This window comes from Acinetobacter sp. 3657 (assembly GCF_031456775.1).
Lineage (GTDB): Bacteria > Pseudomonadota > Gammaproteobacteria > Pseudomonadales > Moraxellaceae > Acinetobacter.
In genome coordinates, this window is record NZ_JAVDVH010000005.1 from 242,602 (window position 1) to 266,149 (window position 23,548).

General features: G+C 38.9%; 22 protein-coding genes and 4 tRNA genes. 18 read left to right on the forward strand and 8 right to left on the reverse strand.

Features of this window, described 5'->3' with window-relative positions:
* Window positions 1-49 precede the first annotated feature (49 nt).
* The 3 genes from J2Y37_RS08300 (at window position 50) to J2Y37_RS08310 (ending at window position 2,527) form a co-directional block, all read left to right on the forward strand.
* Window positions 50-1,492 (forward strand): M48 family metalloprotease, encoded by a 1,443-nt coding sequence (locus J2Y37_RS08300; protein WP_349032515.1) that lies wholly within the window; start codon window positions 50-52, stop codon window positions 1,490-1,492.
* A gap of 273 nt (window positions 1,493-1,765) precedes the next feature.
* Window positions 1,766-2,131 (forward strand): GFA family protein, encoded by a 366-nt coding sequence (locus tag J2Y37_RS08305; RefSeq protein ID WP_005196118.1) that lies wholly within the window; start codon window positions 1,766-1,768, stop codon window positions 2,129-2,131.
* A gap of 36 nt (window positions 2,132-2,167) precedes the next feature.
* Entirely contained in the window at window positions 2,168-2,527 is a 360-nt protein-coding gene (locus tag J2Y37_RS08310; protein WP_349032516.1) for a hypothetical protein, read from the forward strand.
* An 88-nt stretch (window positions 2,528-2,615) separates the two neighbouring features.
* Here the strand turns inward: J2Y37_RS08310 and J2Y37_RS08315 are convergent, their stop codons facing one another.
* Window positions 2,616-3,062 carry a GatB/YqeY domain-containing protein gene (locus J2Y37_RS08315; RefSeq protein WP_005196120.1) on the reverse strand — a complete coding sequence of 149 codons (447 nt, stop codon included), beginning with the start codon at window positions 3,060-3,062 and terminating at the stop codon, window positions 2,616-2,618.
* A 28-nt stretch (window positions 3,063-3,090) separates the two neighbouring features.
* Window positions 3,091-3,306, reverse strand: a complete 216-nt coding sequence (gene rpsU, locus J2Y37_RS08320) for a 30S ribosomal protein S21 (RefSeq protein WP_004652785.1) — start codon at window positions 3,304-3,306, stop codon at window positions 3,091-3,093.
* A gap of 145 nt (window positions 3,307-3,451) precedes the next feature.
* On the opposite strand from rpsU, the gene tsaD reads away from it, so the two are divergent.
* Complete coding sequence (gene tsaD / locus J2Y37_RS08325) at window positions 3,452-4,459, forward strand: tRNA (adenosine(37)-N6)-threonylcarbamoyltransferase complex transferase subunit TsaD (protein WP_349032517.1); 1,008 nt, start codon at window positions 3,452-3,454, stop codon at window positions 4,457-4,459.
* Between the two features lie 255 nt (window positions 4,460-4,714).
* On the forward strand, window positions 4,715-5,218 hold the full coding sequence (locus J2Y37_RS08330) for a hypothetical protein (protein ID WP_349032518.1): 504 nt from the start codon (window positions 4,715-4,717) through the stop codon (window positions 5,216-5,218).
* Between the two features lie 91 nt (window positions 5,219-5,309).
* Here the strand turns inward: J2Y37_RS08330 and J2Y37_RS08335 are convergent, their stop codons facing one another.
* The 3 genes from J2Y37_RS08335 to J2Y37_RS08345 form a co-directional block, all read right to left on the reverse strand.
* A complete protein-coding gene (locus J2Y37_RS08335; RefSeq protein ID WP_349032519.1) occupies window positions 5,310-6,227 on the reverse strand; it encodes an EamA family transporter in 918 nt (305 codons plus the stop codon).
* Window positions 6,224-6,802 carry a TetR/AcrR family transcriptional regulator gene (locus tag J2Y37_RS08340; RefSeq protein WP_349032520.1) on the reverse strand — a complete coding sequence of 193 codons (579 nt, stop codon included), beginning with the start codon at window positions 6,800-6,802 and terminating at the stop codon, window positions 6,224-6,226. The genes J2Y37_RS08335 and J2Y37_RS08340 overlap by 4 nt, the downstream gene beginning before the upstream one ends.
* Before the next feature lie 152 nt (window positions 6,803-6,954).
* Complete coding sequence (locus J2Y37_RS08345) at window positions 6,955-7,494, reverse strand: HPP family protein (protein ID WP_349032521.1); 540 nt, start codon at window positions 7,492-7,494, stop codon at window positions 6,955-6,957.
* A 92-nt stretch (window positions 7,495-7,586) separates the two neighbouring features.
* On the opposite strand from J2Y37_RS08345, the gene J2Y37_RS08350 reads away from it, so the two are divergent.
* Window positions 7,587-8,147, forward strand: a complete 561-nt coding sequence (locus J2Y37_RS08350) for a TetR/AcrR family transcriptional regulator (RefSeq protein ID WP_349032522.1) — start codon at window positions 7,587-7,589, stop codon at window positions 8,145-8,147.
* A 77-nt stretch (window positions 8,148-8,224) separates the two neighbouring features.
* Here the strand turns inward: J2Y37_RS08350 and J2Y37_RS08355 are convergent, their stop codons facing one another.
* On the reverse strand, window positions 8,225-9,115 hold the full coding sequence (locus tag J2Y37_RS08355; RefSeq protein WP_349032523.1) for an ATP-binding protein: 891 nt from the start codon (window positions 9,113-9,115) through the stop codon (window positions 8,225-8,227).
* A gap of 176 nt (window positions 9,116-9,291) precedes the next feature.
* Between J2Y37_RS08355 and J2Y37_RS08360 the strand changes: the two genes are divergently transcribed.
* From J2Y37_RS08360 to J2Y37_RS08385, 6 genes are all read left to right on the forward strand, one after another.
* Complete coding sequence (locus J2Y37_RS08360; protein WP_241323425.1) at window positions 9,292-10,800, forward strand: DUF3336 domain-containing protein; 1,509 nt, start codon at window positions 9,292-9,294, stop codon at window positions 10,798-10,800.
* The gene (locus tag J2Y37_RS08365) at window positions 10,775-11,599 is read left to right on the forward strand and encodes a hypothetical protein (RefSeq protein WP_349032524.1); all 825 of its coding nucleotides are present in this window, start codon (window positions 10,775-10,777) and stop codon (window positions 11,597-11,599) included. The genes J2Y37_RS08360 and J2Y37_RS08365 overlap by 26 nt, the downstream gene beginning before the upstream one ends.
* A 100-nt stretch (window positions 11,600-11,699) precedes the next feature.
* Window positions 11,700-11,784: transfer RNA gene (locus J2Y37_RS08370), tRNA-Leu, on the forward strand.
* A gap of 69 nt (window positions 11,785-11,853) precedes the next feature.
* Window positions 11,854-11,927 (forward strand) — tRNA-Trp (locus J2Y37_RS08375).
* Between the two features lie 147 nt (window positions 11,928-12,074).
* A tRNA-Leu gene (locus tag J2Y37_RS08380) sits at window positions 12,075-12,159 on the forward strand.
* Window positions 12,160-12,228: 69 nt separating this feature from the next.
* A tRNA-Trp gene (locus J2Y37_RS08385) sits at window positions 12,229-12,302 on the forward strand.
* Between the two features lie 138 nt (window positions 12,303-12,440).
* Here the strand turns inward: J2Y37_RS08385 and J2Y37_RS08390 are convergent.
* Window positions 12,441-13,301, reverse strand: a complete 861-nt coding sequence (locus J2Y37_RS08390; RefSeq protein WP_349032525.1) for a siderophore-interacting protein — start codon at window positions 13,299-13,301, stop codon at window positions 12,441-12,443.
* 474 nt (window positions 13,302-13,775) lie between these two features.
* Between J2Y37_RS08390 and J2Y37_RS08395 the strand changes: the two genes are divergently transcribed.
* Window positions 13,776-15,608, forward strand: a complete 1,833-nt coding sequence (locus tag J2Y37_RS08395) for an AMP-binding protein (protein WP_349032526.1) — start codon at window positions 13,776-13,778, stop codon at window positions 15,606-15,608.
* A 120-nt stretch (window positions 15,609-15,728) separates the two neighbouring features.
* Here the strand turns inward: J2Y37_RS08395 and J2Y37_RS08400 are convergent, their stop codons facing one another.
* Window positions 15,729-17,825: a condensation domain-containing protein gene (locus J2Y37_RS08400; protein WP_349032527.1), complete on the reverse strand. Its 2,097-nt coding sequence runs from the start codon at window positions 17,823-17,825 to the stop codon at window positions 15,729-15,731.
* Between the two features lie 554 nt (window positions 17,826-18,379).
* Between J2Y37_RS08400 and J2Y37_RS08405 the strand changes: the two genes are divergently transcribed.
* The 5 genes from J2Y37_RS08405 to J2Y37_RS08425 all read left to right on the forward strand — a co-directional run.
* Complete coding sequence (locus J2Y37_RS08405; RefSeq protein ID WP_005196141.1) at window positions 18,380-19,321, forward strand: iron chelate uptake ABC transporter family permease subunit; 942 nt, start codon at window positions 18,380-18,382, stop codon at window positions 19,319-19,321.
* Window positions 19,322-19,326: 5 nt separating this feature from the next.
* Complete coding sequence (locus tag J2Y37_RS08410) at window positions 19,327-20,268, forward strand: iron chelate uptake ABC transporter family permease subunit (RefSeq protein WP_349032528.1); 942 nt, start codon at window positions 19,327-19,329, stop codon at window positions 20,266-20,268.
* Window positions 20,265-21,035, forward strand: a complete 771-nt coding sequence (locus J2Y37_RS08415) for an ATP-binding cassette domain-containing protein (RefSeq protein ID WP_349032529.1) — start codon at window positions 20,265-20,267, stop codon at window positions 21,033-21,035. The genes J2Y37_RS08410 and J2Y37_RS08415 overlap by 4 nt, the downstream gene beginning before the upstream one ends.
* 6 nt (window positions 21,036-21,041) lie before the next feature.
* Entirely contained in the window at window positions 21,042-22,010 is a 969-nt protein-coding gene (locus J2Y37_RS08420; protein WP_241323417.1) for a siderophore ABC transporter substrate-binding protein, read from the forward strand.
* Between the two features lie 87 nt (window positions 22,011-22,097).
* A partial coding sequence (locus tag J2Y37_RS08425) for a TonB-dependent receptor plug domain-containing protein (protein WP_349032530.1) occupies window positions 22,098-23,548 on the forward strand: 1,451 nt, incomplete at its 3' end.

Here is a 23,548-nt window from a genome sequence, read left to right on the forward strand (position 1 = left end):
TTTTCAGTGCTATATTAAATTTCTCCATTAGAATCATAGAGAAACCCCCTTGAGACCGCTGCTGCTTGCATGTGGCTTATTTGCCACGACCCAACTGAGTCATACTCAGATCCTTTTGCCTACACAGGTGATGGGAGCAACTGAAGTCCCTGATATTGGCAGTGGTATAGGGTTGCTCGACCAACAAAAAGAAAAATTCATCGGTGAAAAAGTTTATCGTCAAGTTCATCGACAAATGCCTACTGTGCAAGACGCTTGGCTAGAAGATCAATTTTTACAGGTTTTCTCAGGTATTCTAAGTCAAACCCAACTGGGGCAGCCGATTGGTTTGGTGGTGATCAAAGATCCCCAAATTAATGCTTTTGCTGTCCCTGGCGGTTTATTTGCAATAAATACAGGTTTGATTACGTCCGCTAAGAATTTAGATGAAATCGCAGGCGTAATGGCGCATGAAATCGCCCATGTCACGCAACGACATTACAGCCGATCACAAGAAGCATTTAAGGGACAAGGATTACTGGCTTTGGCTGGGATTCTCGTCGGTGCTGCAATTGCTTCGCAGGCAGATGGGGATGTCGGTTCAGCAGTAATGCTAGGGACGCAAGCCGCTTTAATTGATAAACAACTCAGCTATAGTCGTAATCAAGAGCGTGAAGCAGATCGTATTGGCATGCAATTTATGTATGCTGCAGGATATAATCCGCAAAGTATGGCGGATTATTTTGAAACCATGCATCGGGCCACCAGTCGAGTCAGCTTTTTGCCAGATTTCTGGTTCACTCATCCATTAACCACTGAACGGATGAGTGAGGCAAGATTACGTGCCAATCAACTGCCTAAAGTGAAGTCAAAGATTTATGATCTCGATTTCGCGATATTAAAATGGTATACCCAAGTTGTTTCAAATCAAGCAACAGAAATACAAATTCAATCTCTAGCTACGCAGAAAGATGTTGCGGCGCAACTGGCGCTCAGTAAGTTTTATTTAGAACAAGGGGATTATACTCAAGCACAGTCAAATCTTGATTTGGTGAAAGCAAGATTAAAATCTCATATATTGATTCCACTCATTCAAGCGGATATTTATTTGGGACAAAATAAACTTGAGCTGGCAGAGAATACGATTGCACCGATTCAAAGAACGATGCCTGAGAATCGCGCCTTATCTTATAAACTCGCTGAAGTCTTAATTCGACAAGGACAAGTTGCACAAGCACAAACCTTAGTGCAACGATTCATTCATAAGAACCAACGTGATATTCGAGGATGGCAACTGTTGCAACAAGCAGCAAACTTAGACAAAAGCTCACCATTACAAGCCGTGAATGTCTTATGCTATCGTGCAGAGGTTGAGTATTGGTCAGGCTATGAAGAAAACGCAATTAAATCGATGTTACATGCGCAAAGACTTGCAAAAGGGAATATGGCAATGTCAGCGAAAATTGAATCTCGTTTAAAGCAAATGCAAGATGACTACCGTAGGAAAATTTAACTCTTAATTTGAAGTGGTGGAATTAGCTTGCTGAAAATTTGAGAGTAATTACATGGAAATTAAATTAGGAAAATTCAACATACAAGATTTTAAAATCTTGCCTCACGCAAGATTCTAACGCGTCAGGGTTTTAAGCATAAAGCATTTAAAGACTACGATGGATTAGCAGGTGAAATACTGGAATTAAACAATTGATTTAAGTCATCAATAATAAAAGAGTAAGTATAATTGCCGTAACATAAATAGAAATTAATTGAAAAGGAGGGGGATTTTATGATTAAGGGGCAATGTTTATGTGGAGTGGTGCAATATCAATATCATGGTGAAATTGAAAATAGTATCTTGTGTTATTGCCAGCACTGTCAGCAGGCGCAAGGTGCGATAGCTGGTTGGAATAGTCCGCTTGATCAAACAAAATTTGAATTTATCTCAGGCCAAGACCAACTCAAAGAATATTTTCACACTCCGAATAAAGCGCGAGTATTTTGTCAATATTGTGCCAGCCCGATTTATTCTTATCGTACAGATTTGCCAAATATCATTCGCTTGCGTTTAGGTACAGTGACAGAGGGGCATATTCCTGCACCCAAAGAAGAATTTTTTATCGAGCATAAACCAAAATTTATTGAATTAAGATAAGATGGCTGGCTTGAGTGGTAAAGAAGTTAAAAATTGATGAAGAAAATTATTGGTTTTATTTTTGCGATGAGTTTCGTGGGGGCGAGTTCAGCGGCTTCAGTTGAGCAATATGTACGTGCTGTAGAAAAAATAACAGCAACCTATGCGCAAGACATGCGCAGTTTTTTGCGTAGCTTAGATCCGCAACTCTCACATTTCACGCCTGAGCAGCAGGCAAAATATTGCGCTATTGTAAATCAATATGTGCAGGACTCTTATGGGGCGATCGAAAAGAATCGGTCACATCTAACAGGGCAATACGCCACGATGACGAAACAAGATGTGATTCATCAAGTGACTGAGTCAAAAGAAATGCAAATGATCGCTAAATACAATATTCAGTGTGATTTTAAATAAACAGGTGCGTGTTTGGGTTCATTGTTTAAATGAATCCAATTTATTATTAAATATATAAAAGGAGAGGTATAAAGCCTAACTGAGCTGATTAGCTTAATTTTGCTTTAATTTTAGAAGAAACTTGTGCAGGATCGGCACGCCCGGCTATGATCGGACGTAGAGAATTCATCACCTTACCCATATCTTTCATGCTAGTAGCTCCTTGAGCAGCAATCGTTTGCTCAATGAGAGAATCAAGTTCTTCCTCAGTCATAGCTTCTGGTAGAAACTGAGATAACACCTCAATTTCGGCTTGTTCTTTACTAGCTAAATCATCACGACCAGCGCCAGAAAAGGCTTTGATCGATTCTTTACGTTGTTTAATTTGCTTTTCAATGACCGCAAGAACCTGAGCGTCGTCAAGCTCAATGCGCTCATCGACTTCGATTTGCTTAATTGCTGCCTGTAGACCACGAATCACCGTTACTGATGCCATATCTTTGGCACGCATAAAAGTTTTTAATACGTCAGTAATTTGGTTCTTCAAAGTCATCATAGTTTTTCAGCAGTCAATCACAAATTAATTAGTAAAGGCGAGTAGTACGTACAGATTCGCGAGTCAATTTCTTTTGATAACGCTTAACTGCAGCAGCTTTTTTACGCTTACGTTCTTGAGTTGGTTTCTCATAGAATTCGCGCTTACGAACGTCAGCTAAAACACCAGCTTTTTCGCATGAACGTTTGAAACGGCGGATAGCTACGTCTACTGGTTCGCCTTCTTTCAACTTAACTTGTGGCATGTAAAATCCTCTAAGATGATGGATAAGATCTAACGCACTATTGCACTAGATCGCAAGTGAAGGTCAGTATTTTACTCATTTACAACTCAGATCACAAGTCTATAATAGCGCTGATACTATTTTTGATCGTTGTAAAGGCAGTTTAATGATTGTTTTGGGCTTAGAAACTTCGTGTGATGAAACTGGGTTAGCACTCTATGATAGCGAGCTCGGCTTACGGGGGCAGGTTCTCTATAGTCAGATTAAACTGCATGCAGAATATGGTGGTGTCGTACCTGAACTGGCGTCACGGGATCATGTGCGTAAAATGATTCCTTTAATTAATCAATTGCTTGAACAAAGCGGCGTGAAAAAACACGAAATTGATGCGGTTGCTTATACACGCGGTCCGGGTTTGATGGGCGCATTGATGACAGGTGCATTATTTGGTCGTACTTTGGCATTTGCCTTTAATAAACCTGCGATTGGTGTGCATCATATGGAAGGCCATATGCTTGCTCCATTACTTTCAGATACGCCACCGGAATTTCCGTTTGTCGCTTTGTTGGTTTCAGGTGGGCATACGCAACTGATGGCTGCACATGGTATTGGTCAGTATGAGTTACTCGGTGAGTCGATTGATGATGCGGCGGGTGAAGCCTTTGATAAAGTTGCGAAAATGATGAAACTACCCTATCCAGGTGGGCCGAATATCGCAAAACTTGCACTGCAAGGTGACGCTCAAGCATTTGCATTTCCACGTCCAATCTTGCATCAAGGTTTGGATTTTTCATTCAGTGGGCTAAAAACGGCGGTTTCTGTTCAGTTGAAAAAATTAGGTGAAGAAAATCGTGATGCGGATGTTGCTGCATCTTTCCAAGAAGCGGTTGTCGACACCTTAGTTAAAAAATCAGTGAAGGCTTTAAAGCAAACAGGTTTAAAACGTTTAGTCATTGCTGGTGGTGTTAGTGCAAATCTTCGTTTACGTGAGCAATTAGAAGCGTCGCTGAAAAAGATTAAGGCACAAGTTTATTATGCTGAGCCTGCCTTATGTACCGATAACGGTGCCATGATTGCATTTGCAGGCTATCAACGTTTAAAAGCTGGGCAGCAGGATGATCTCGCAGTAACGACTACACCGAGATGGCCGATGACAGATTTAGAACCGACCTAAAATAGAACTGATCACTTTTATTGGAAGCTAAGCTTCGAGTAAACCTAGATTAGACTTCTTTCATAAATTTTTTGTTTCTCCTTATGGGAAAAAATACCGAGAGACTAAAGAATGATGAAGGTGGTCTATTATTTTTTTAAAAATCAGATGATTCATTTATATGCATGGTGAGGGGTTGGAGTCAATCCTATCGTGTTAAAGTGTCGGATAAATTATTTATTTTGATGAGCTAAGGCTCATAGCGGAGTACAAAAGTTGAAAATTTCTTATGTTTTTACATGTGGCAGATTAGAGTCTTTATTTAAGATTCTATGTCTCACCCAACAGGGTGAGGGGCATGACACATCTGAAGATAAAAAAATAATTGAGCAATTCAGAAAGGATATCTCTTTAGGGCGAACTTTTGAGGAAACTGAACTTTATCAACGGATAGAAAAGAGTGAGGAAAAAATCGTTATTAATCGCTTGAATAATATTCTTCGAGATAAACCACCTCATCAAAACAAATTTGATTTGGATGAATATAAGACGGGTGCATGGTCTGAATTTAGTGATTATAAGTTAGCGATTAGATTCTCTGATGCTAAAACAGCCTTGAGTCAAAAGCACTTTGAAAAGACAGGTGAATATATGACCAGTCGAGGTATTGCTAAATTGACGGGTTTTAATCCAGCTAATATCAAAAATATGTTGCAGCATAAAAGAAGTGTGGTGAAAAAAATGCTATCAACATTGGAAAAATTAGCAAAAGAATACTGATATTAAAGTTCTATAGAAGAGCGAAAGCGATGCAGAGGAACTTTTTTCTGCATCGATGCCCAAATTTGTACTTTTCCGAGTAAGCAAAAAATTAATTCGACTTATCTTTCTTAGAAAGTACGGCCAAACATACAAAAATAAAAACCATACCGATCCAACCAATCATTGCGAGTCGTTCACCCACCAGCAATACAGCAAAAAATGCGGCCACCAGTGGTTCAAATAAAGTTAAGGTTGTTGCGGTACTGGCAGAAATCGTTTGTAAGGCATAACCAAATAATAGATAACCTAAAAACATTGGAATCAGCATCATATAGCCAACAACATATAGATTTACGGGTTCATCAAATAAGTTTGAGCCTGTAAAAAATAAAGTCGGCAATAAAATTAAAGCGCCGAATCCAAAAATCAGACCCATTGATGCTCTAGAGTCAACACCTCGATCTATCATTTTCTTGGCAGCCCATGAATAGAGTGAATAGGTAAGTGCTGCGATAAGTCCAAGAATGATTCCCAAAGTTTTTTGGTCGGTTGTAATGCTTTGCGATGAGCTTTGGGAGTGCGATTCTCCGATTGATAAAAGCAATACTCCAGCAACACCAAAAATAAAACTAATAAACCATTTTAGCGAGAGTGCCTTTTTATCAAAAAACTTTTCAAGTAGCGCTGTAAACAAAGGCGCTGAGCCAATCGAAACCACAGTACCGATGGTGATGCCTGCCATTCGCATAGATGAGTAGAAGGCAAGCGGATATATGGCAACAGAAATCATCCCAACCAACAGGAGAGGGGAATATGAACGGATCTGTGGTAAATGACCAAGGATATTTCTATGCGCGAGTAATGCCTGTAAAAGTCCACCACCACCCATTGCAATCGCGCCAATCGCTAAAGGACTTAGGTTGGGAGCATAGGAGGCCACAGTACCCGTCGTACCCCATAAAATTGAAGCGACTAAAACCGCGATAAAACCGTAATGTGGACTCAGGTTTAATGATGAGTTACTCAATTTGAAATCTCTTGTTCTAATAAGGATTGAGCCATTTGTCTGGCTGCAAAAACTTTGGCACTTGAACTTTCCAGACCCGCTAAGACAATTGAACCTTCTAAAAGAAAAGAGAGTAATAGAGAGAGCTGCTTAACTCTTTCACGGTCATCAATCATTTGACTAAGATGATCTGCCACGATGCTTTCAACTTCATCTTTATGTTTTTTTACCGCCAAACGTTCTGGACTATGGGCTGGAAACTCTGCCGCTGCATTTAATAAACCGCAACCGCGGAAACCATTTTCGTAGGCAAACTCGGCATGATCTTGATAGGCATCAAAAACAGCCAAGACGCCATCGATGGGTGATCGGATGGTTGCTTTTCTTTTCTCGTATAAATCTAACCACTCTTGATGACGTGCTTCGATATAACAGCTGACCAATTCTGATTTAGTTTTGAAATTGTTATATAGCGACATTTTTGCGACATTGGCTTGATCAATGATGCTGTTGATCCCTGTGCTATTGATACCGTCTTGATAGAACAGCGTTGAAGCTGTTGCTAAAATTCTTTGTTTTGCAGATTTAGTGCTCATAATGATTTTAAATAGGTATACTGATCTACCTAATTCTAGGGTGGGGTTAGAAAATATGCAATAGAGAAGATGGATTTATTGATTGATCCTAAGTTTTGTATGCTGATGCGACCAAGATTAAAGAGAGCAAATAGTCCCTTTAATCAAATCGCTTATTTGGTTTTTTTACTGTGCATCAAGGCGAGTCCATAAGTGGGCCATTTCTTATCGGTCTTAATGTTATTGACCAACCAAGCCACAAGCACCAGCGCGATCGATCCCAATAACACAGGAAAAAATAAGAAGCTCCAATGGTATTGAATGGTATTTGCGGTGAGCAAGATGACTAATGGATTTGCGCCAGCAGGTGGGTGAACGCAACGTAACAGTTGCATTGCAGCAATAGCGCAACCGACGGAAAGCGCAATACTCAATGCTGAAGTTCCTAAAATTTTAAGAAAGACTAAGCCAATCAAAGCTGAAACAAAGTGTCCCAGAATCACATTGCGGGGTTGGGCTAAAGGGGATTGGGCAACGGCATACAAAATCACGCAGCTTGCGCCGAAAGGTGCCATGATAAATAAATTATGGGTCCACTTGCTCAAGAGAACTAAGATCAGAATACTGAATGTCCCGCCAATTAGACTTCTAATAATATCAATGGATTGGGGAAGTGGAGCGAGATGCTCTTTACCATGAAATATCGACAACATTTTAATCTCACAAGATCGTTGTATTCAGTCAATAATAAGACTAAAATTAAAAATAGTACAGATCTGTACTGTTTTTAATTGGGTAAAGTTTTATGTCAAAGTCAGCAAGTAAAATTTTGAATACCGCAGAAAAATTATTTTATGAAAATAGTTTTGTCGGTGTTGGCGTTGACTTGATTCGCGATGAGTCAGGCTGTTCAAAGACCACGATTTACACTTATTTTAAAAATAAAAATCAGTTGGTGAGATCGGTGCTTGAGGCCAGAGATACGAAGTTTAGACAGCGTCTAATCGCCTATATCGGTAATGCCACGGGAGTAGAGGCACTGAATCAGCTCATTGATTGGCATCTGCTTTGGTTTCAAGAAGACAACTTTAAAGGATGCTTATTCGTCAGAGCGGTTGCAGAATCTCATTTGGGTGATCAAGAAATTATTATGATTTCTAAAGAACATAAGATTTGGATTCGAGCATTAATTGCAAAATGTCTTGAATCAAACCCTCATGCAGATGCATTGGTTGAAATCATTTACACCTTGATTGAAGGCTTGATTAGCCGCTTTTTGGTGGAAGGATATGATGCAAAAATTGCCGCTGATATCAAAAGTTCAATCAACCAAATCGTGGATGCTTTTAGTCATTCATCTCTTTAGAAACGAAAGTACAGCAATTTTAAATAAGCCTTTGAAATCGTTTCAGAGGCTTGTTCTTGCCGCTTGGGGAAACATAATCAACCTGATGCGCAGTTTGACAATTTCTCTAGATTTTGCGAACCGATCCAGTGCTTAGAGAACTGATAGGCTGCTCGACCAGAGCGTTGACCGCGTGCCTGACACCATTTCAAACTTTCGCCACGAACCAGATCGTTATATTGCAAACCTGCTTGAACGATATAGTGTTCCACAATTTCTAAATAAAGCTGTTGATCCATTGGGTAAAATGACAGCCACAGACCAAAACGATCAGAAAGGGAAATCTTTTCTTCAATGGCTTCTTGTGGATGTAGCTCAGTATATTGCGGAACATCAACTTTACGCACAGGCGTATTTTCGTGCATAAACTCAGGTAATAAATGACGGCGGTTACTGGTGGCATAAATGATGAAATTGCTCGAACCAGACTGTAGTGAACCGTCTAATACACTTTTTAAACTACGATAATTTTCATCTTCTGCGTTAAAAGCTAAATCGTCACAATAAACAATAAATTTCTCAGGGCGGTTTTCAATCAGCTTTTGAATCTTGGGTAAATCAGATAAATCATCCCGTTCGATTTCGATGAGACGTAAACCTTGAGCTGAATATTCAGTGAGTAGGGCGCGTACAATCGATGATTTTCCTGTACCGCGTGAGCCAGTGAGTAAAACATCGTTGGCAGGCAAGCCATTTAAGAACTGTAGGGTATTTTGAATAATTTTGTCTTTTTGACGTTCAATCCCTTTTAGGTCTTCCAAATGCATTTTTTTGGGTTGTTGAATGGCGAGTAGTTGTTGATTTTCCCATCGAAAAGCGATAGCTGAGAAATCAGTCGGTTGTTTTGGTGCAGGGAGCGTTTGCTGTAATTGTGTCAAAACACTGGATAACGATTGGAGAATAGATTCCGGTAAATCAAGAAGAGCCATAAATACAAACCAAACACAGTGATCAATGAATAGGAATACTATCATTGCTGTTGTTGAAATAAGAAGATCTCATCGAAAAGATTGTAATAAGTCGATTTTATCCTTGATTGTTGCGACAGCTTTTTGCATTGTATAGGTGCAGAATGAGAAAAAAATCATCAAAACTGGAAACACGAATGTCAAATAGACTTCTAGAAAAAAAGAATACATATCAGACATATAGAGTCGGTGTGTTACAAGAGCGCTTACGCCATGCAAATGGGTATGCGGAATGGAAGTCCATTGCACTAAAACTAGACCAAGAAGCTGGTACTGAAGCATGGAAATATGACAATGATTCGCCTTATTTTGATGCTGAAATTTTATCTAAACGGCATAACTTATTAAAAAAATATCGTACACAACATCGAACCCTTGATTTGATCTATGTATTAAGAGAAGGTTTATCCTATGATTTTGCCAATATTGGTCATCCGATGTTATTCGCTGAGACCTACTGCGGCACTAAAAAAATTATAGAAAATTATGTTGAAGAGGTCAGTGAATGCTTTGGTTATTTGGCATCCAGTGAATGTATTACTTTCCAATTGAAAGAAAAAATAAAGTTTTTTGAAGAATGCCAAAAGGCTTATGGACAACCTGCTTTAATGCTGTCAGGTGGTGCAACATTGGGCTTGTTTCATACTGGGGTATGCAAAGCATTGTTAGAACGTGATCTATTACCCAAGGTGATTTCAGGTTCGAGTGCAGGTGCGATCATGACAGGGATGCTCGGCGTTTCTTCCACTGATCAGATTCCCGCATTGCTTTCTGGAGAGCACTTTTTCCATGAAGCCTTCCGCTTTAGACGTCTTATGGAGTTGATCAAAGGTCATGGTGGTATTGCTGATGTGATGTATCTCAAAAAATTCTTGATACGTAACATGGGTGATGTCACTTTTGCGGAAGCCTATCAACGTTCAGGATTGCATATTAATATTGCGGTTGCGCCCTATAACACCGCACAAAACCCTCGAGTATTAAATGCTTTAACTGCACCAAATGTTTTGGTTTGGAGTGCAGTGCTGGCTTCATGTGCGGTTCCTGTGTTATTTCCGCCAGTGAAATTAACCAGTAAACGTTATGATGGTCAGCATACGCCGTATCTAGCCAACACCAAATGGGTTGATGGCAGTATGCGCAGTGATTTTCCTCAGGAAAAAATGGCAAGGCTTTATAATATTAATTACACCATTGCCAGTCAGGTGAACCCGCATATCGTGCCATTTATGCAAAGTGATAATGAGCGATTCCGCCGTGATGTATTGAGTTGGCCAGAACGGGTGGTGCGTCATCAAGGTAAAGCGATTGCAATGGATGTCATGGATTTAATTCGCAATTCAATGGGCGGTTTCTTTCCGATTCGACGTGCGCTCGATCATGGTTATGGGATTTTAGGGCAGCGTTATTATGGTGATGTAAATATCATTGCCAAATATGGTTTAAGGCACTATAGCTATATGCTACAAAATCCACGACCAAAATTATTTCAAAGCTTACAACAAGAAGGTGAGCGAGCAACGTGGTCTAAAATCGCTTCGATTGAAACACATGCACGGATTGGTAAAACCATTGAACATTGTTTAGCATTATTGCGTAAGCAGGAAGAAAAGCAGCAGAATGAGTTTTATTACGTGGATCTCTGATCCAACTATTCAATGGAACAACTGGTCGTTAGAAACGAAAAAGCGAAGTTATGATTTTGGACGGCGCTTATATACGTTTCAGGTTGAAAATCAGAAGTATTGGCTTAAATTTCATGTCGCTGATATCGATCCAGTCATAGAACCTGCTTTTCAAGGTGAATTGGATTTTTATCAGCTTGAAACCATAAAGACTCAGCATTTTCTATTGCCGCATCACATCATCTTCTTAGAACAGACTCCGCAATGTCTTCACCTTGAAGCGAAGGGTAGAGGCTTGATATTGTTAGATGCGGAAGAATTCTTCACCAATGTTTTGCTCAGCAAAAATATTGAGAGCATTCAACGGAAAATATCGGATGCTCTAAACACACTCGATTGCATACATCAAATGAGTTGGATTCATGGTGATCTAAAGCCAGCGCATTTCCGCTTATATGACAGCGCTTGCAAGCTAATTGATTATGAGCAGGGTTTTAAATTATCAGATTCATCACCTGTGATGAATGCAACACCGCACTATATGGCGCCGGAGCTTTTTCATGGAGCAGCGAAAAGTATTCAAAGTGATTTATATGCTTTGGGCATTATTTTGTTGGAATGGTTGACGCAAACAAAATTAAAAGCTGATACTTATTATGATTGGGCTGTACTGCATTGCCAACTACTACAGATTCAGCTCCCGCAAGAGCTTGAATGTTTTTTTCCGCTCTTAAATGGTTTAATGCAAAAGCGCGTTGAACAACGTTTTAAGTCAGTGCTTGATGCACAGGGTTGTCTAAAATCGATGGGGTTGTTGTAAATATAAATACTTGATTTGAATATTATATGTTCATTTGACTGGTTTTTTTATCAGAAAGACTTGTCAGGATTGGTGTTTCTCACTAATATGCATACCCATCGGGGGCGTGGCGAAATTGGTAGACGCACTGGATTTAGGTTCCAGCGCCGCAAGGTGTAAGAGTTCGAGTCTCTTCGCCCCCACCAAATTTAAAAAGCAAGCATGTCTTGCTTTTTTTATGGTTAGGTCTGATATGATTTAATCATGCATGTTCTAGAGGATTGGTGTAATGGTAGCATGACGGTCTCCAAAACCGTTCGTCAAGGTTCGAGTCCTTGATCCTCTGCCAAATTTGAAAAAGGACTTATTGAAAGTCCTTTTTTTATTTCTGTTGTTTTTATCTGTATATTAAAAAAGCATTAGCTTTCAGATGCATGGTTTTTTTATAAAAAGGGCTTGTCAGCAGAAAGGTTTATCACTAATATACACATCCATCGGGGGCGTGGCGAAATTGGTAGACGCACTGGATTTAGGTTCCAGCGCCGCAAGGTGTAAGAGTTCGAGTCTCTTCGCCCCCACCAAATTTAAAGAGCAAGCGTATCTTGCTTTTTTTATGGTTAAGTCTGATATGATTTAATCATGCATGTTCTAGAGGATTGGTGTAATGGTAGCATGACGGTCTCCAAAACCGTTCGTCAAGGTTCGAGTCCTTGATCCTCTGCCACTTTGCAAGTATGCAATGTATATAAAGATAGGCTTAGATCTTAATGATTTAAGCCTTTTTTGTTGTGTATTTAATCGTACTTTTATCGTTTCAAGAGGCTAAATAGCTTTAGCCTCTAAATGGTTATAACGTATTGGATCAAAGTGACATATCAAGATCATCATATTCGTTTAAGGTTTTTCCTCTTTGAATGTGTTCTTGATAATGTTGAGCGCGTAACTGATCTAGTTCTGAGCCAGATACGCCATCTTTCCAATAACCTGCAATACGTACGTCATTTTTATCAAACTGTTTCTCGTCGACAAAAAAATGACGTAATGCTCGTGCCTCGTTGCGTTCGCATGCTGCCCAGATCGTTAGATTTTCATAGTTTTCCAGTTGAAATGCTGCTTTTAGCAGGAGGCCTTTTTCCAGAGAGCGATGATCTTTATGCAATAAGTGGATCTGAATCTGATCGCGATTGGGTAATTCACAAGCAATATTTTTTTCAGAACTTTCTATATAGATATCCGCACTGATGCCATGTTGCCAATGTTTCAGTATCGAATAAACAGCGGGCACAGCAGTATCATCTGCAAAAATAACAACATGCTTTTGGGATGGAAAATTTGGAATAAAATGAGGTCTTGGTCCAATTAGTCCAATTTTTGTGCCGACTTGGGCTGAATTAAGCCATTGCATCGCAGGGCTTAAATCTTCATGTTTGACAAAATCAATTTCAATTTGAGCATTTATCGGATCAAAAGAACGGATCGTATATACACGAGAGATGGGTTGACCGTCTGCGTGCTGAGCAACCAGTAAACGAACTGCCAAATTTGGAGATTTCCAAAGTTCTGGTTGGGTTGTATGTATGGTGCCCTGAATTCGGACGATGGATGGAAAAGGGGTTTGGATTGACACAACGGTCATCTCTAACTGTTCCATATCTTGCAAATGGTCTTTCTCTTTCAGTAAATTACTGGATTTTTGTTTCGATTTCTCTGCTATTTTTGTCATTGATATAGCCTAAGTTAAACGATCATGATAGGTGTTGTGAGGTGAAGTAATCACAGTCTTTATTTACTAAGATAGCGAAGTGCTGCATCATTGTAAATGATAATTGTTATCAATTGTGTTTGTGGAGTTGAAATATCCTCTGTAAAAAGTCTTCAAATGAGTTTTCTTTTTAATTTAGATCTTTGATATTCATAATTTATTTTAATAAATAATATTCAGAGTCGCGTTGAGGTTGATTCATTAATTAACAATTGAAAATGATTATCATTTGTATTATTTTGCTAAGCTATCAAACCTCGAACAAAAAAATATAAGAGAGAAGATTTTTAATGGTTACTTTGACAATCCATTTTGAGCTATCTGGATCAAAATCAATGATGCCTTAAATGATCATTTTCCAGTATTTTTATCACTTTATTTTTGAATGTTCGATTTGAAAGTATGAAATAGAAAATATGTTGAGGATTGAACTGTATGCAAAAAGATTTAAATCAAGATTTACTAAAATTTAATAGTAAAAATATAGATTTAGAGAATTACCTGAAAAAAATTTATGAAAATATATCAGGTAGAAACTCGAATAAAACAGCATTAATATTCAATGGTCAGCAGATCAGCTATGCTGAAGTAGGACAGAATGTCATTAAGATTGCTTCTGCATTAAAAAAGCAGGATTTAAGAATAGGATCAGTGGTCGCAATCTGTTTGAGAAAAAGCCCTGAACATATTTATACCGCTTTAGCTTGTGCGTTAACGGGGGTGATTTGGTTACCGATTGATATGGATTCACCATCATCAAGGCTTCGTTATTTACTCTTAAATAGTCGTGCTGAGATTGTGGTCAGTGACTCGTTGGTAGAAGGTATACCGAATTTAAATATCAATGAGGCCTTACTCAATACCATCGTATGTGATCCAGAATGGCGTTATGAGATCAATCGTTTACCAGCGTATTATTTATATACGTCTGGAAGTACTGGTATGCCGAAATGTGTTGTATTAAACAATCTAGCAACTGCAAATGTACTCTCGCATACCATCGCAGAATGGAAGCTCAGTTCTGATGATGTTGTTATAGCGATAACACCTTTTCACCATGATATGTCTGTTTTTGATGTATTTGCTACCTTGGCTGTTGGTGCAACTTTGATTGTTCCGTCATTTGAACAGAGTAAAAACGCTGTGGTTTGGGCCGAGCTAGTAGAACGATATAAAGTCTCGATTTGGAGTAGTGTTCCAGCGATTGTGGATATGTTGGTCAGTGTGACCCGCACGGAGCAACTACAGTCGCTCCGTTTAATCGCACAAGGAGGTGACTATATAAAACCTTCATTAATATCCAAGTTAAGACAACAATTGCCGAATGCGCGCTTATTTTCATTGGGTGGCCCTACAGAAACCACAATTTGGAGTATATGGCATGAAATTGGTGATACGGATCAGACGGTTATTCCTTATGGCAAAGCATTAAAGAACAATCAATATTTTATCCTAAATGAAAATATGCAGCCTTGCCAAACGGGTGAGGTGGGCACGATGTATATGGTGGGGATAAATTTATCAAATGGATATTTACGTGATGGAAAGCTTGATTACCAAGATTTTGTTGAAATTCAAGTTACCGAGAATGAAAGACAAATTGCATTTCGTATGAGTGATCAAGGCTATTTCAGAGCTGATCAAAATATTATTTTTGCTGGGCGTCAAGATGGCTATTTAAAGATAAAAGGGGTGAGAATTTCAGCTGTTGAAGTTGAAAATACTTTATCGAAGAATCCGAATATTCATCATTGTGTTGTGGTGGGGTGTACGCATCCAACCACTGAAACACAGGAGTTGGTGACGATTTACACATTAGCAGATCGTGATAATAGTACTGAGTTAAATGGTTTAGAATTAAAGCGTTTTTTAAAAGCTTATTTGCCGGACTCACATATCCCATCTAAATATTTAGCCGTCGATCATATCCCATTAACCCGAAATGGTAAGGTTGATCGAAAAACGTTGCAGACATCGGCTCAAGATCAAATTTACTCGTCTTCTGCAAAAGCGCAATCTAGATTTGATAATGTTGGAAATTCTGTTTTGATGATTTTTCGTGAATATATCGATGAAAATAAAGATGAAAAAATGGAGATTTTCTATAGAAGTGAGATATTGGATATTGGAATTAAGCCGAAACAACTGATGGTTATTGCACAGAAGCTCTCTCAAAAGCTTGGTACACAAATTGATTTTTATGCATTGATCTCATGTAAAACGGTTCAAGATGTTGTGAATCGAGTACAGCAGAAAATAAATCCTTAGATTATTTTGCAATAGCATGGATGCTTGTTTGAGTAGACTTGAATTGCAATGTGCTTAAAAGCTGGATGGATAATCCGTTCTTTTAAGCACACAATTGCGATGATACGGTTTATACGAAATTTAGATTTGTGCTAAGGTTGCATTCATTTTTTCGCAAATACTTTCAACAAGTGGAGTGGGAAAGCGGTGCGCTTGATAGGTGATAATCATACTGAGTTGATGTTGTCCATCAATGACATTTTCCATGATTTCAAAATGTAAGCCGAACATAGATTCTTCGCGTTCAGGCAAGATTTGACGGTAAGGAATATCCCGCCCATGTGGTGCTTCTAATGCACCATTTAATGCATTATTTGAATGAATATGGATAAACACATCGAATAATAATCCTTCGTCGGCACGCATGCCTAAAGCTTTTTGTATATGGTTAATGGGGATATCCGCATATGCCATTGAATCATTAATCATGGTACTAATATTCTGAAGTAATGATTGGAATGAGTCTATTGGATTAAATACAGTACGGTGAGCAACCATTGTTGTGAAGTAGCCCACGGTATCAAAAAATTCAGGATCAGTTCGCCCAGATGCAGATGTACCAATCACGATTTCTTTGAGTTGTCCTTGTTTATGCAAAGCATCAGCGATAGTGGTATAGAGAACTGTAAAAATAGAAGCGTTGTGCTGTCTAGCAAATTTAGCAAGCTTGTTATGCATTTCTGATTCAAACTTGAGTTCTAGCCATTTGACCTGAGGTGTTTTTTTCGGAATATCAAACGCTTGATTTGGGATAGTGAGTTGTAAGCCTTTGGTTGCACCCTTTAGCATATCTGTCCAGTAATCAATGTGATTCTGATTGATCCCTTGTTTCTGTTGAAGCAACGAAAAATCATGGATAGTGTGAGCTGGTGCTTTCCATATAGGTGTTTTGTCATTTGATCGAGCAAGATAAGCATGTCTGAGGTCTGACATAATCGTGTTTAAAGACCACTCATCAATGACCATGTGATGGACTAAAAATGATAATGTTTGACGACCTTGTGCATTCCGAAGTAAGCGTATTCTGATCGGTAGCTCATGGCGAAGATCAAATTTATATGAGGCTTCATTTGCAAGCGTGATATTTTTGCTTTCATTTCTCCCCCAAAACCATTTTTTTTGATCCAATTCTGAAATTGGGACAGTCTGTTGATAGGTCTGTCCATCATGAGTATGGAATGTTGTACGCAAACCTGCATGTCTCTCCACGATATCTTTAATTGCCTGAAAGAAGATACCTTCATCTATTTCTTCTAAAAACTCTACTGCAAATGGTAGGTTATAAATTGGACTGAAATCGAAACTTGAATATGCTTGCCAAAGAAAATCTTGAGCCAGAGTAAGCGGGGCTTTTTCTATATTTTTTAAAGTATTGGTTTTAATTCTCTCGGTTTTGATGGAGGCATAGGTTGCCAAACCTACAGCAGATGGGGATTTAAAGAAATCATTAAATCGAATTTCAATCCCATGTTTGTTGAGCAAATTTCCAATAATCCGTGTTGCTAATAAGGAGTGACCACCAAAATCAAAAAAGTCATCATCTAAGGTCAGCTCAGGCTCGGCGAGTGTATTTCGAAACTCCTCCAAAATGACCTGAGAAACGTAGCTTTGATCATTTTCTATCTGAGTTTGTGTCGTGTTTTCAACAAGATGATTTGGTATTTCAATTTCAGTTAGCATGAGTGAAGCGTTGTTTCTTGAGTAATGTAGATATTTATCTTTTATTGCCTCAATGAAATTGGCTGTTTGATAGGATTGGTCGAGAATGGGGTGAAGGATTAAAAGTAGAAAAAAACCTTGTTCAGTATCAAAAATATAAGTAGAAAAAGGTGGATTGATTTCTGCATTCCAAACTTGTGCTTTTAATCGCGTTACTTGGTCAAATATTTCTTCAAGCTTGCTAGTTTTAAGTTCCAAGCAAGCTGACCAATCATCAAACTGATATTTATATAAATCACCGTCATCACTAAATTTATAACGAACATTCAAATCAGGTGTAGTTTCAACAATTTCTCGAATTGTTTTGCTAATGAGTGGGAGATTAGACGCTTGATTTAGCTTCCATAGATTAAAGTGACGAGCTACTTGCTCTGGTTGTTGTAATTGTAACATCCAGATGCGCTCTTCGTAGTCACTAACAGGCATGAGAGATGAAGTTTCGGAAAGTTGTGCCAACATAAGTGAATCCTGTTTTATAAATTAAGCTATTTTGATCATTTTTCATTTCGCAAATTTTAGGCATCAGATTAAAAATTATATAATTCATGATGTTATGTGTTTGCATGCGTGTAAAATCCCCAGGTTTTGAATGAATTTATCACTACCTCAACGCTTTACATGAAGTAACAGGGGTTACATTTTACTTAAAACATACTATAATTGATTCTCATTTACATCAAGATTATCATTTTTAATAATGACTGTGACAATAACCTATAATTTACTAATAGCTTTATAAAATATTGATTAGTAAATAAATAATTTTTATTTGAGACAGTTAATACCGCTTAAAAATGATTTTATAGACCCACGAATATTGATCTTAATTCATTGTTCTTGGGAGAGCTTGCCATTTAGTCACGACAAAATTAAGGAATTTTCATGAGAATATTCAATCATGAAAGGTCAATAAACACATTAAATATTGAACATATTTTCAATCATCATTTTTGTATACAGCTCCATTTTCAATTTTTATCAGCTTTATCGCGTATTAGTGGGGCATGCCCCTAATGCAACTGGGTTTATTTTGTCTATTTATCATTTTATGTATCGTTTCATTGTTGCTCGGTGCTGAGCAAATTGAATGGTCTGCATTGCTTTCCTTTTCTGGAGATAGCTGGCTGACGCTCACAGCTAGCCGTATACCTCGTTTGATTGCGATTGTGCTAACTGGCATTGGATTGTCGGTGTGTGGTGTGATTTTACAGCACATTGTCCGCAATAAATTTGTAGAGCCAGGGACGTCAGGCGGTTTAGATGCGGCCAAACTGGGTATTTTGGTGTCATTAACACTAATTCCAGTAACGAGCACATTTAGCAAGATGCTGTTTGCGATGTTTTTTAGTTTTATCGCCAGCTTAATCTATATCGCAATTATTCGCCGTATCCGTTTTAGGAATACGGTATTAGTCCCTGTGATCGGTTTGATGTATGGCAGTGTGCTGAGTGCATTAGCTGAGTTCTATGCTTATAGCGCCAATATTTTACAAAGTATGCAAGGGTGGCTCATGGGGGATTTTTCAAGAATCGTCCAAGGTCACTATGAAATCATTTACATCATTTTCCCGATTGTTTTATTGACTTACTTGTTTGCACATCGCTTTACCGTGATTGGAATGGGTGAGGAGATGGCTTCGAGTTTAGGATTGAGTTATGCGGTTATGGCTGCTATTGGTTTAATACTGGTTGCAATTACTGTGTCAACAACGGTCATCACTGTCGGAGCAATTCCTTTTGTTGGGCTCGTTGTTCCAAATTTAGTTGCACTGAAATACGGTGAAAATTTAGCTAAAACCTTACCAATCGTCGCTTTAGGCGGTGCTTCATTATTATTGCTCTGTGACATTATTGGTCGTTCAATTATTTATCCCTTTGAAGTTCCTATTGGGCTAACGGCTGGAGGTGTGGGTGGCATTATCTTCCTGATCCTCATTTTGAGAGGGCTTCGATAATGCGTATGGCGAAGCTATGGATTGTTTTTCTGATAGTACTGTGTCTAGCTCTAGTATTTGTATTCCTAAATTCGGGATTGGATTTTGATTATGTCATTCCAAAACGGCTTGTTCGTCTTGCAACAATTATTTTAGGCGGTATTTGTGTTGCAGTTTCCTCGATTGTTTTCCAGACATTAGTTGGTAATCGTATTTTAACCCCTTCAATTATGGGCTATGAAGCGATTTATTTATTGTGGCAGGTTTTACTGCTGTTTGTTCTCGGGACGCACGGATTAACCCTATTGGGATTAAATGGCAACTTTTTTATTTCTCTTATTTTAATGCTGCTCTATTCGTGGGTGATTCATAAGTGGTTATTGCCATTTGGTCGAAACGATGTCTTTTTGCTACTGCTATTGGGATTAGTCCTCACGTTGGTCGTTGGAACGATTACTCAATTTATTCAGCTTAAAATCAGTCCTGGCGAGTTTTCTGTTTTCCAAGGGTTTAGCTATGCCACGTTTAATCGCTCTCAACCAGAAACACTTTTTTATTCTAGTTTAGCCGTAGCAGTGGTTTTATGGCTGGGCAGAAAAACACTGCCTGTGCTGGATGTTCTGGTTTTAGGTCGTGAACAAGCGACATCACTTGGAATTGACCATCATCGTTATGTCAGCTTTTATTTGGCAATGATTGCGATTTTGGTCGCAGTATCTACAAGTCTGATTGGCCCTACAGCATTTATGGGGGTGTTTGTTGCAAATATCGCCTATGCATTGGCGGGCAATTATAAGCATAAATTAACCTTACCCCTCGGATGTGCAGTCACGATAGCCATCTTTATTGCGGCTCAAATTTTGGTTGAGCATGTTTTCAATTACAAAACGACTGTCAGTATTCTGGTCAATCTCGTATGTGGTATCTATTTCCTTACGCTGATGGTTCGTGCCAGAGGTGTTACATGATTAACGTCAAGAATATTCATAAATCCTATGGCGCAAAGCCTGTACTTTCTGACGTAAATGTTGAGTTTCCTACACAGCAAGTGACGTCACTGATTGGCCCAAATGGTGCGGGAAAATCGACTTTGCTCATGATGATGGCGCGTTTAGTTGAGCCTGATAAAGGTAATATTTTTTTAAATAATCAAAATATTGCCAATATCAGTACTGCGGCATACGCCAAAAAGATTGCAACTTTACGGCAAGCCCCAGGATTTAATCTGCGTTTAACTGTAGAGGAATTGATTTCATTTGGTCGATTCCCATATAGCCGTGGCGCTTTAACTGAGCAAGATCATCAAATCATTGATGATGCGATTGAATTCCTTTCTTTAGAGCCATTACGCAAATCTTATATTGATGAAATTAGTGGCGGTCAACGGCAAATGGCTTTTTTAGCGATGACGATTGCCCAGCAGACAGACGTACTTTTATTAGATGAACCCCTAAATAATCTCGATATGAAACACGCCGTTCAAATTATGCGTGCATTGCGACGTTTATGCGATGAACAAGGCCGGACGGTGATTTTGGTGATTCACGACATCAATTTTGCCACCAATTACTCAGACCATATTGTCGCATTAAAGAACGGCAAACTTCATTTTAGTGGACCAACAGAACAAGTCATTACAGAGGCGCAATTAACGGATCTGTATGAGCTTGATTTTGAAATTACATACAGTGAGCGTGGCTGTATGTGTAATTACTTCAACTCATTTGGAGCTTGAATAAAGATGAACTGTAAAAGAAAGTATTGGGGTTTAGCCCTAATCATAACAGCGGCTATAACATTACAAGGATGCGATCAAAAAGCTGCTGATACTCCCCAAAATGTACAGAAGTTAGCTGCACCGATCACGGTGAAGCATATGCTTGGAAGTACCGTCGTTGATTATCTTCCGCAACGCGTTGCTGTACTTGATATGAATGAAGCTGATTTTCTGGATCAATTAAATATCCCGATCATAGGGATGCCAAAAGATTATGTTCCGCACTTTTTGGAAAAGTATAAAAGTGATAAGCAAATTCAAGATTTAGGTGCAATTGTACAGCCGAATATGGAACGCATATATGCACTAAAACCAGATTTGATTTTGATGACACCACTGCATGTTAATCACTATCAGGAGTTATCTAAGATCGCTCCAACTATTCATTACGATATTAATTTTAATGATAGTGAGAGCGATCATATCAATCTCGTTAAAGATCATTTGATGACTTTAGGTCAAATATTCAATAAAGAAGATTTGGCTCGTGAGAAAGCATTGGCACTTGATGCAGAAGTGAAGCAAGTACAGGCAGTAACCGCCAATCGTCCTGAAAAGGCACTGGTCGTTTTACATAATAATGGTGCATTTAGCAACTTTGGTATCCAGTCCAGATATGGCTTTGTTTTTAATGCATTCGGGGTAAAACCAGCAAGTAAGGCTAAAGATACAAGTTTGCATGGACAGCCGATTTCGAGCGAATTCATTAAACAGGCAGATCCAGACATTCTTTACATCGTCGATCGCACTGCCGTGATGGAACGTCGTTCAAAAGTTAATGCTGAAACTGTAGAGAATCCATTATTACGTCAAACCAAGGCTTGGAAAAATGGTCGCGTCATTTTTGTCGATGCGGATGCGTGGTACACCACTGCCGCAAGCCCAACTTCGCTCAAAATAGTGATGGATGACGTGAAAAAAGGCTACCAATAAGCTGCATCAAGAATAGCTGAATAAGATTTTAAAAGCATAAGTTTTCACTATTTTGCTTGGTATTTCAAGTAGATGGTACATAGAACAATGAATCACAACATTAAAGGTCTTCAAATGAATAATGTTATATATAACCGTAATTTAGAAAATGAACATCGTAAAATATTTAAAAAACATTCATTTGCATTAAATGGTATTGCTTCTGCAAGAATGGCGTTACGATTTGGTTATGCATTGGGCACAGTCTTTATGATCTGCGCATCAAATGCGCATGCTGATATGGCAAATGTCTCGACAAAGGGCATTGACCAACAACAAAATGTTCAGTCGAATGTCGCATCGTTACCGATCATTACCGTAAAAGCCGAACAAGAAGATAGCTACGCAGGTGGGCAGGTTTCATCGAACAGCTCTTTGGGTTTTTTAGGTGATAAAACCTTTATGGAAAATCCATTTAATACCATTGCATATACGGATACATATATCGCAGATAAACAGGCAAAAGATATAACAAGTGTGATTGCGAAAACGGATCCATCTGTGTTCACAAATGGAGCAAGTGGTGGCTGGAGTGAAAACTATTATATCCGTGGCTTTGAGTCGAGCCCGAGTGATATGTCTATGAATGGGTTGTTTGGTATAAGCCCATATTATCGAACTTCACCTGAAATGTTTGAAAGAGTAAATGTACTTAAAGGCCCATCTGCATTACTAAATGGAATGCCACCAACTGGTTCTATTGGTGGGACAGTTGATCTCACGACCAAACGCGCCACGGACGAGCCATTAACCCGTTTGACTACGACATATATGTCTGACTCTCAGTTTGGTGGGCATTTAGATGTTGGACGACGATTTGGCGCGGACAAAGAATTCGGTGTGCGAGCAAATGCGGTATATCGGGATGGTTCTGGACCAGTAGAAAAACAGGACTTGAAAACCCAGGTATTTTCATTAGGAATGGATTGGCGCGGTGATCGTGCGCGTGTTTCGACAGATATTTATACATCCAAAGATCGAGTTGATGGCGTAACACGAGGCATCAACCTTGGAAAAGATATCGCTATTCCAAAACCACCTAAACCAGAAACTTTACTCAATCCAGATTGGTCGTTTGTTGACATTAAAGACAAGGGCGCGATGATACGTGGTGAATATGATCTGACCAACAACATGATGGGGTATGTCACCTATGGTCAAAGTAAAACAGAATATAAATATAATGGCGCGATGTCAGCAACTGTTTTAGATAACATTGGAACCTTCCAAACAAATATTGGTCAACTGGCATTTGATGTCGATAAAAAGTCGGCAGATGTGGGGTTGAAAGGGAAATTTAATACAGGACCAGTAGGGCATCAATGGGTAGTCAACGCGACATACTATAAACATAATCAAGATGATTATGGGGTAAGAAATGTGGCAGGTGCTGAATGGACGACCAATCTTTATGATCCAATTTGGGGGAAAGCGGTGCCTTTTCATGCCCCTCTACTAGCTTGTTCTGAATTGGACTTTTATAGTGACGGGCTGGCGGT

Excerpts from the sequence above, each read along its gene's own strand:
- J2Y37_RS08305 (WP_005196118.1), top strand. The coding sequence starts at position 1,766 with ATGATTAAGGGGCAATGTTTATGTGGAGTGGTGCAATATCAATATCAT.
- J2Y37_RS08310 (WP_349032516.1), top strand. The coding sequence starts at position 2,168 with ATGAAGAAAATTATTGGTTTTATTTTTGCGATGAGTTTCGTGGGGGCG.
- J2Y37_RS08315 (WP_005196120.1), bottom strand. The coding sequence starts at position 3,062 with ATGATGACTTTGAAGAACCAAATTACTGACGTATTAAAAACTTTTATG.
- rpsU (WP_004652785.1), bottom strand. The coding sequence starts at position 3,306 with ATGCCACAAGTTAAGTTGAAAGAAGGCGAACCAGTAGACGTAGCTATC.
- tsaD (WP_349032517.1), top strand. The coding sequence starts at position 3,452 with ATGATTGTTTTGGGCTTAGAAACTTCGTGTGATGAAACTGGGTTAGCA.
- J2Y37_RS08340 (WP_349032520.1), bottom strand. The coding sequence starts at position 6,802 with ATGAGCACTAAATCTGCAAAACAAAGAATTTTAGCAACAGCTTCAACG.
- J2Y37_RS08345 (WP_349032521.1), bottom strand. The coding sequence starts at position 7,494 with ATGTTGTCGATATTTCATGGTAAAGAGCATCTCGCTCCACTTCCCCAA.
- J2Y37_RS08350 (WP_349032522.1), top strand. The coding sequence starts at position 7,587 with ATGTCAAAGTCAGCAAGTAAAATTTTGAATACCGCAGAAAAATTATTT.
- J2Y37_RS08355 (WP_349032523.1), bottom strand. The coding sequence starts at position 9,115 with ATGGCTCTTCTTGATTTACCGGAATCTATTCTCCAATCGTTATCCAGT.
- J2Y37_RS08360 (WP_241323425.1), top strand. The coding sequence starts at position 9,292 with ATGTCAAATAGACTTCTAGAAAAAAAGAATACATATCAGACATATAGA.
- J2Y37_RS08365 (WP_349032524.1), top strand. The coding sequence starts at position 10,775 with ATGAGTTTTATTACGTGGATCTCTGATCCAACTATTCAATGGAACAAC.
- J2Y37_RS08390 (WP_349032525.1), bottom strand. The coding sequence starts at position 13,301 with ATGACAAAAATAGCAGAGAAATCGAAACAAAAATCCAGTAATTTACTG.
- J2Y37_RS08395 (WP_349032526.1), top strand. The coding sequence starts at position 13,776 with ATGCAAAAAGATTTAAATCAAGATTTACTAAAATTTAATAGTAAAAAT.
- J2Y37_RS08400 (WP_349032527.1), bottom strand. The coding sequence starts at position 17,825 with ATGTTGGCACAACTTTCCGAAACTTCATCTCTCATGCCTGTTAGTGAC.
- J2Y37_RS08405 (WP_005196141.1), top strand. The coding sequence starts at position 18,380 with ATGCAACTGGGTTTATTTTGTCTATTTATCATTTTATGTATCGTTTCA.
- J2Y37_RS08410 (WP_349032528.1), top strand. The coding sequence starts at position 19,327 with ATGGCGAAGCTATGGATTGTTTTTCTGATAGTACTGTGTCTAGCTCTA.
- J2Y37_RS08415 (WP_349032529.1), top strand. The coding sequence starts at position 20,265 with ATGATTAACGTCAAGAATATTCATAAATCCTATGGCGCAAAGCCTGTA.
- J2Y37_RS08420 (WP_241323417.1), top strand. The coding sequence starts at position 21,042 with ATGAACTGTAAAAGAAAGTATTGGGGTTTAGCCCTAATCATAACAGCG.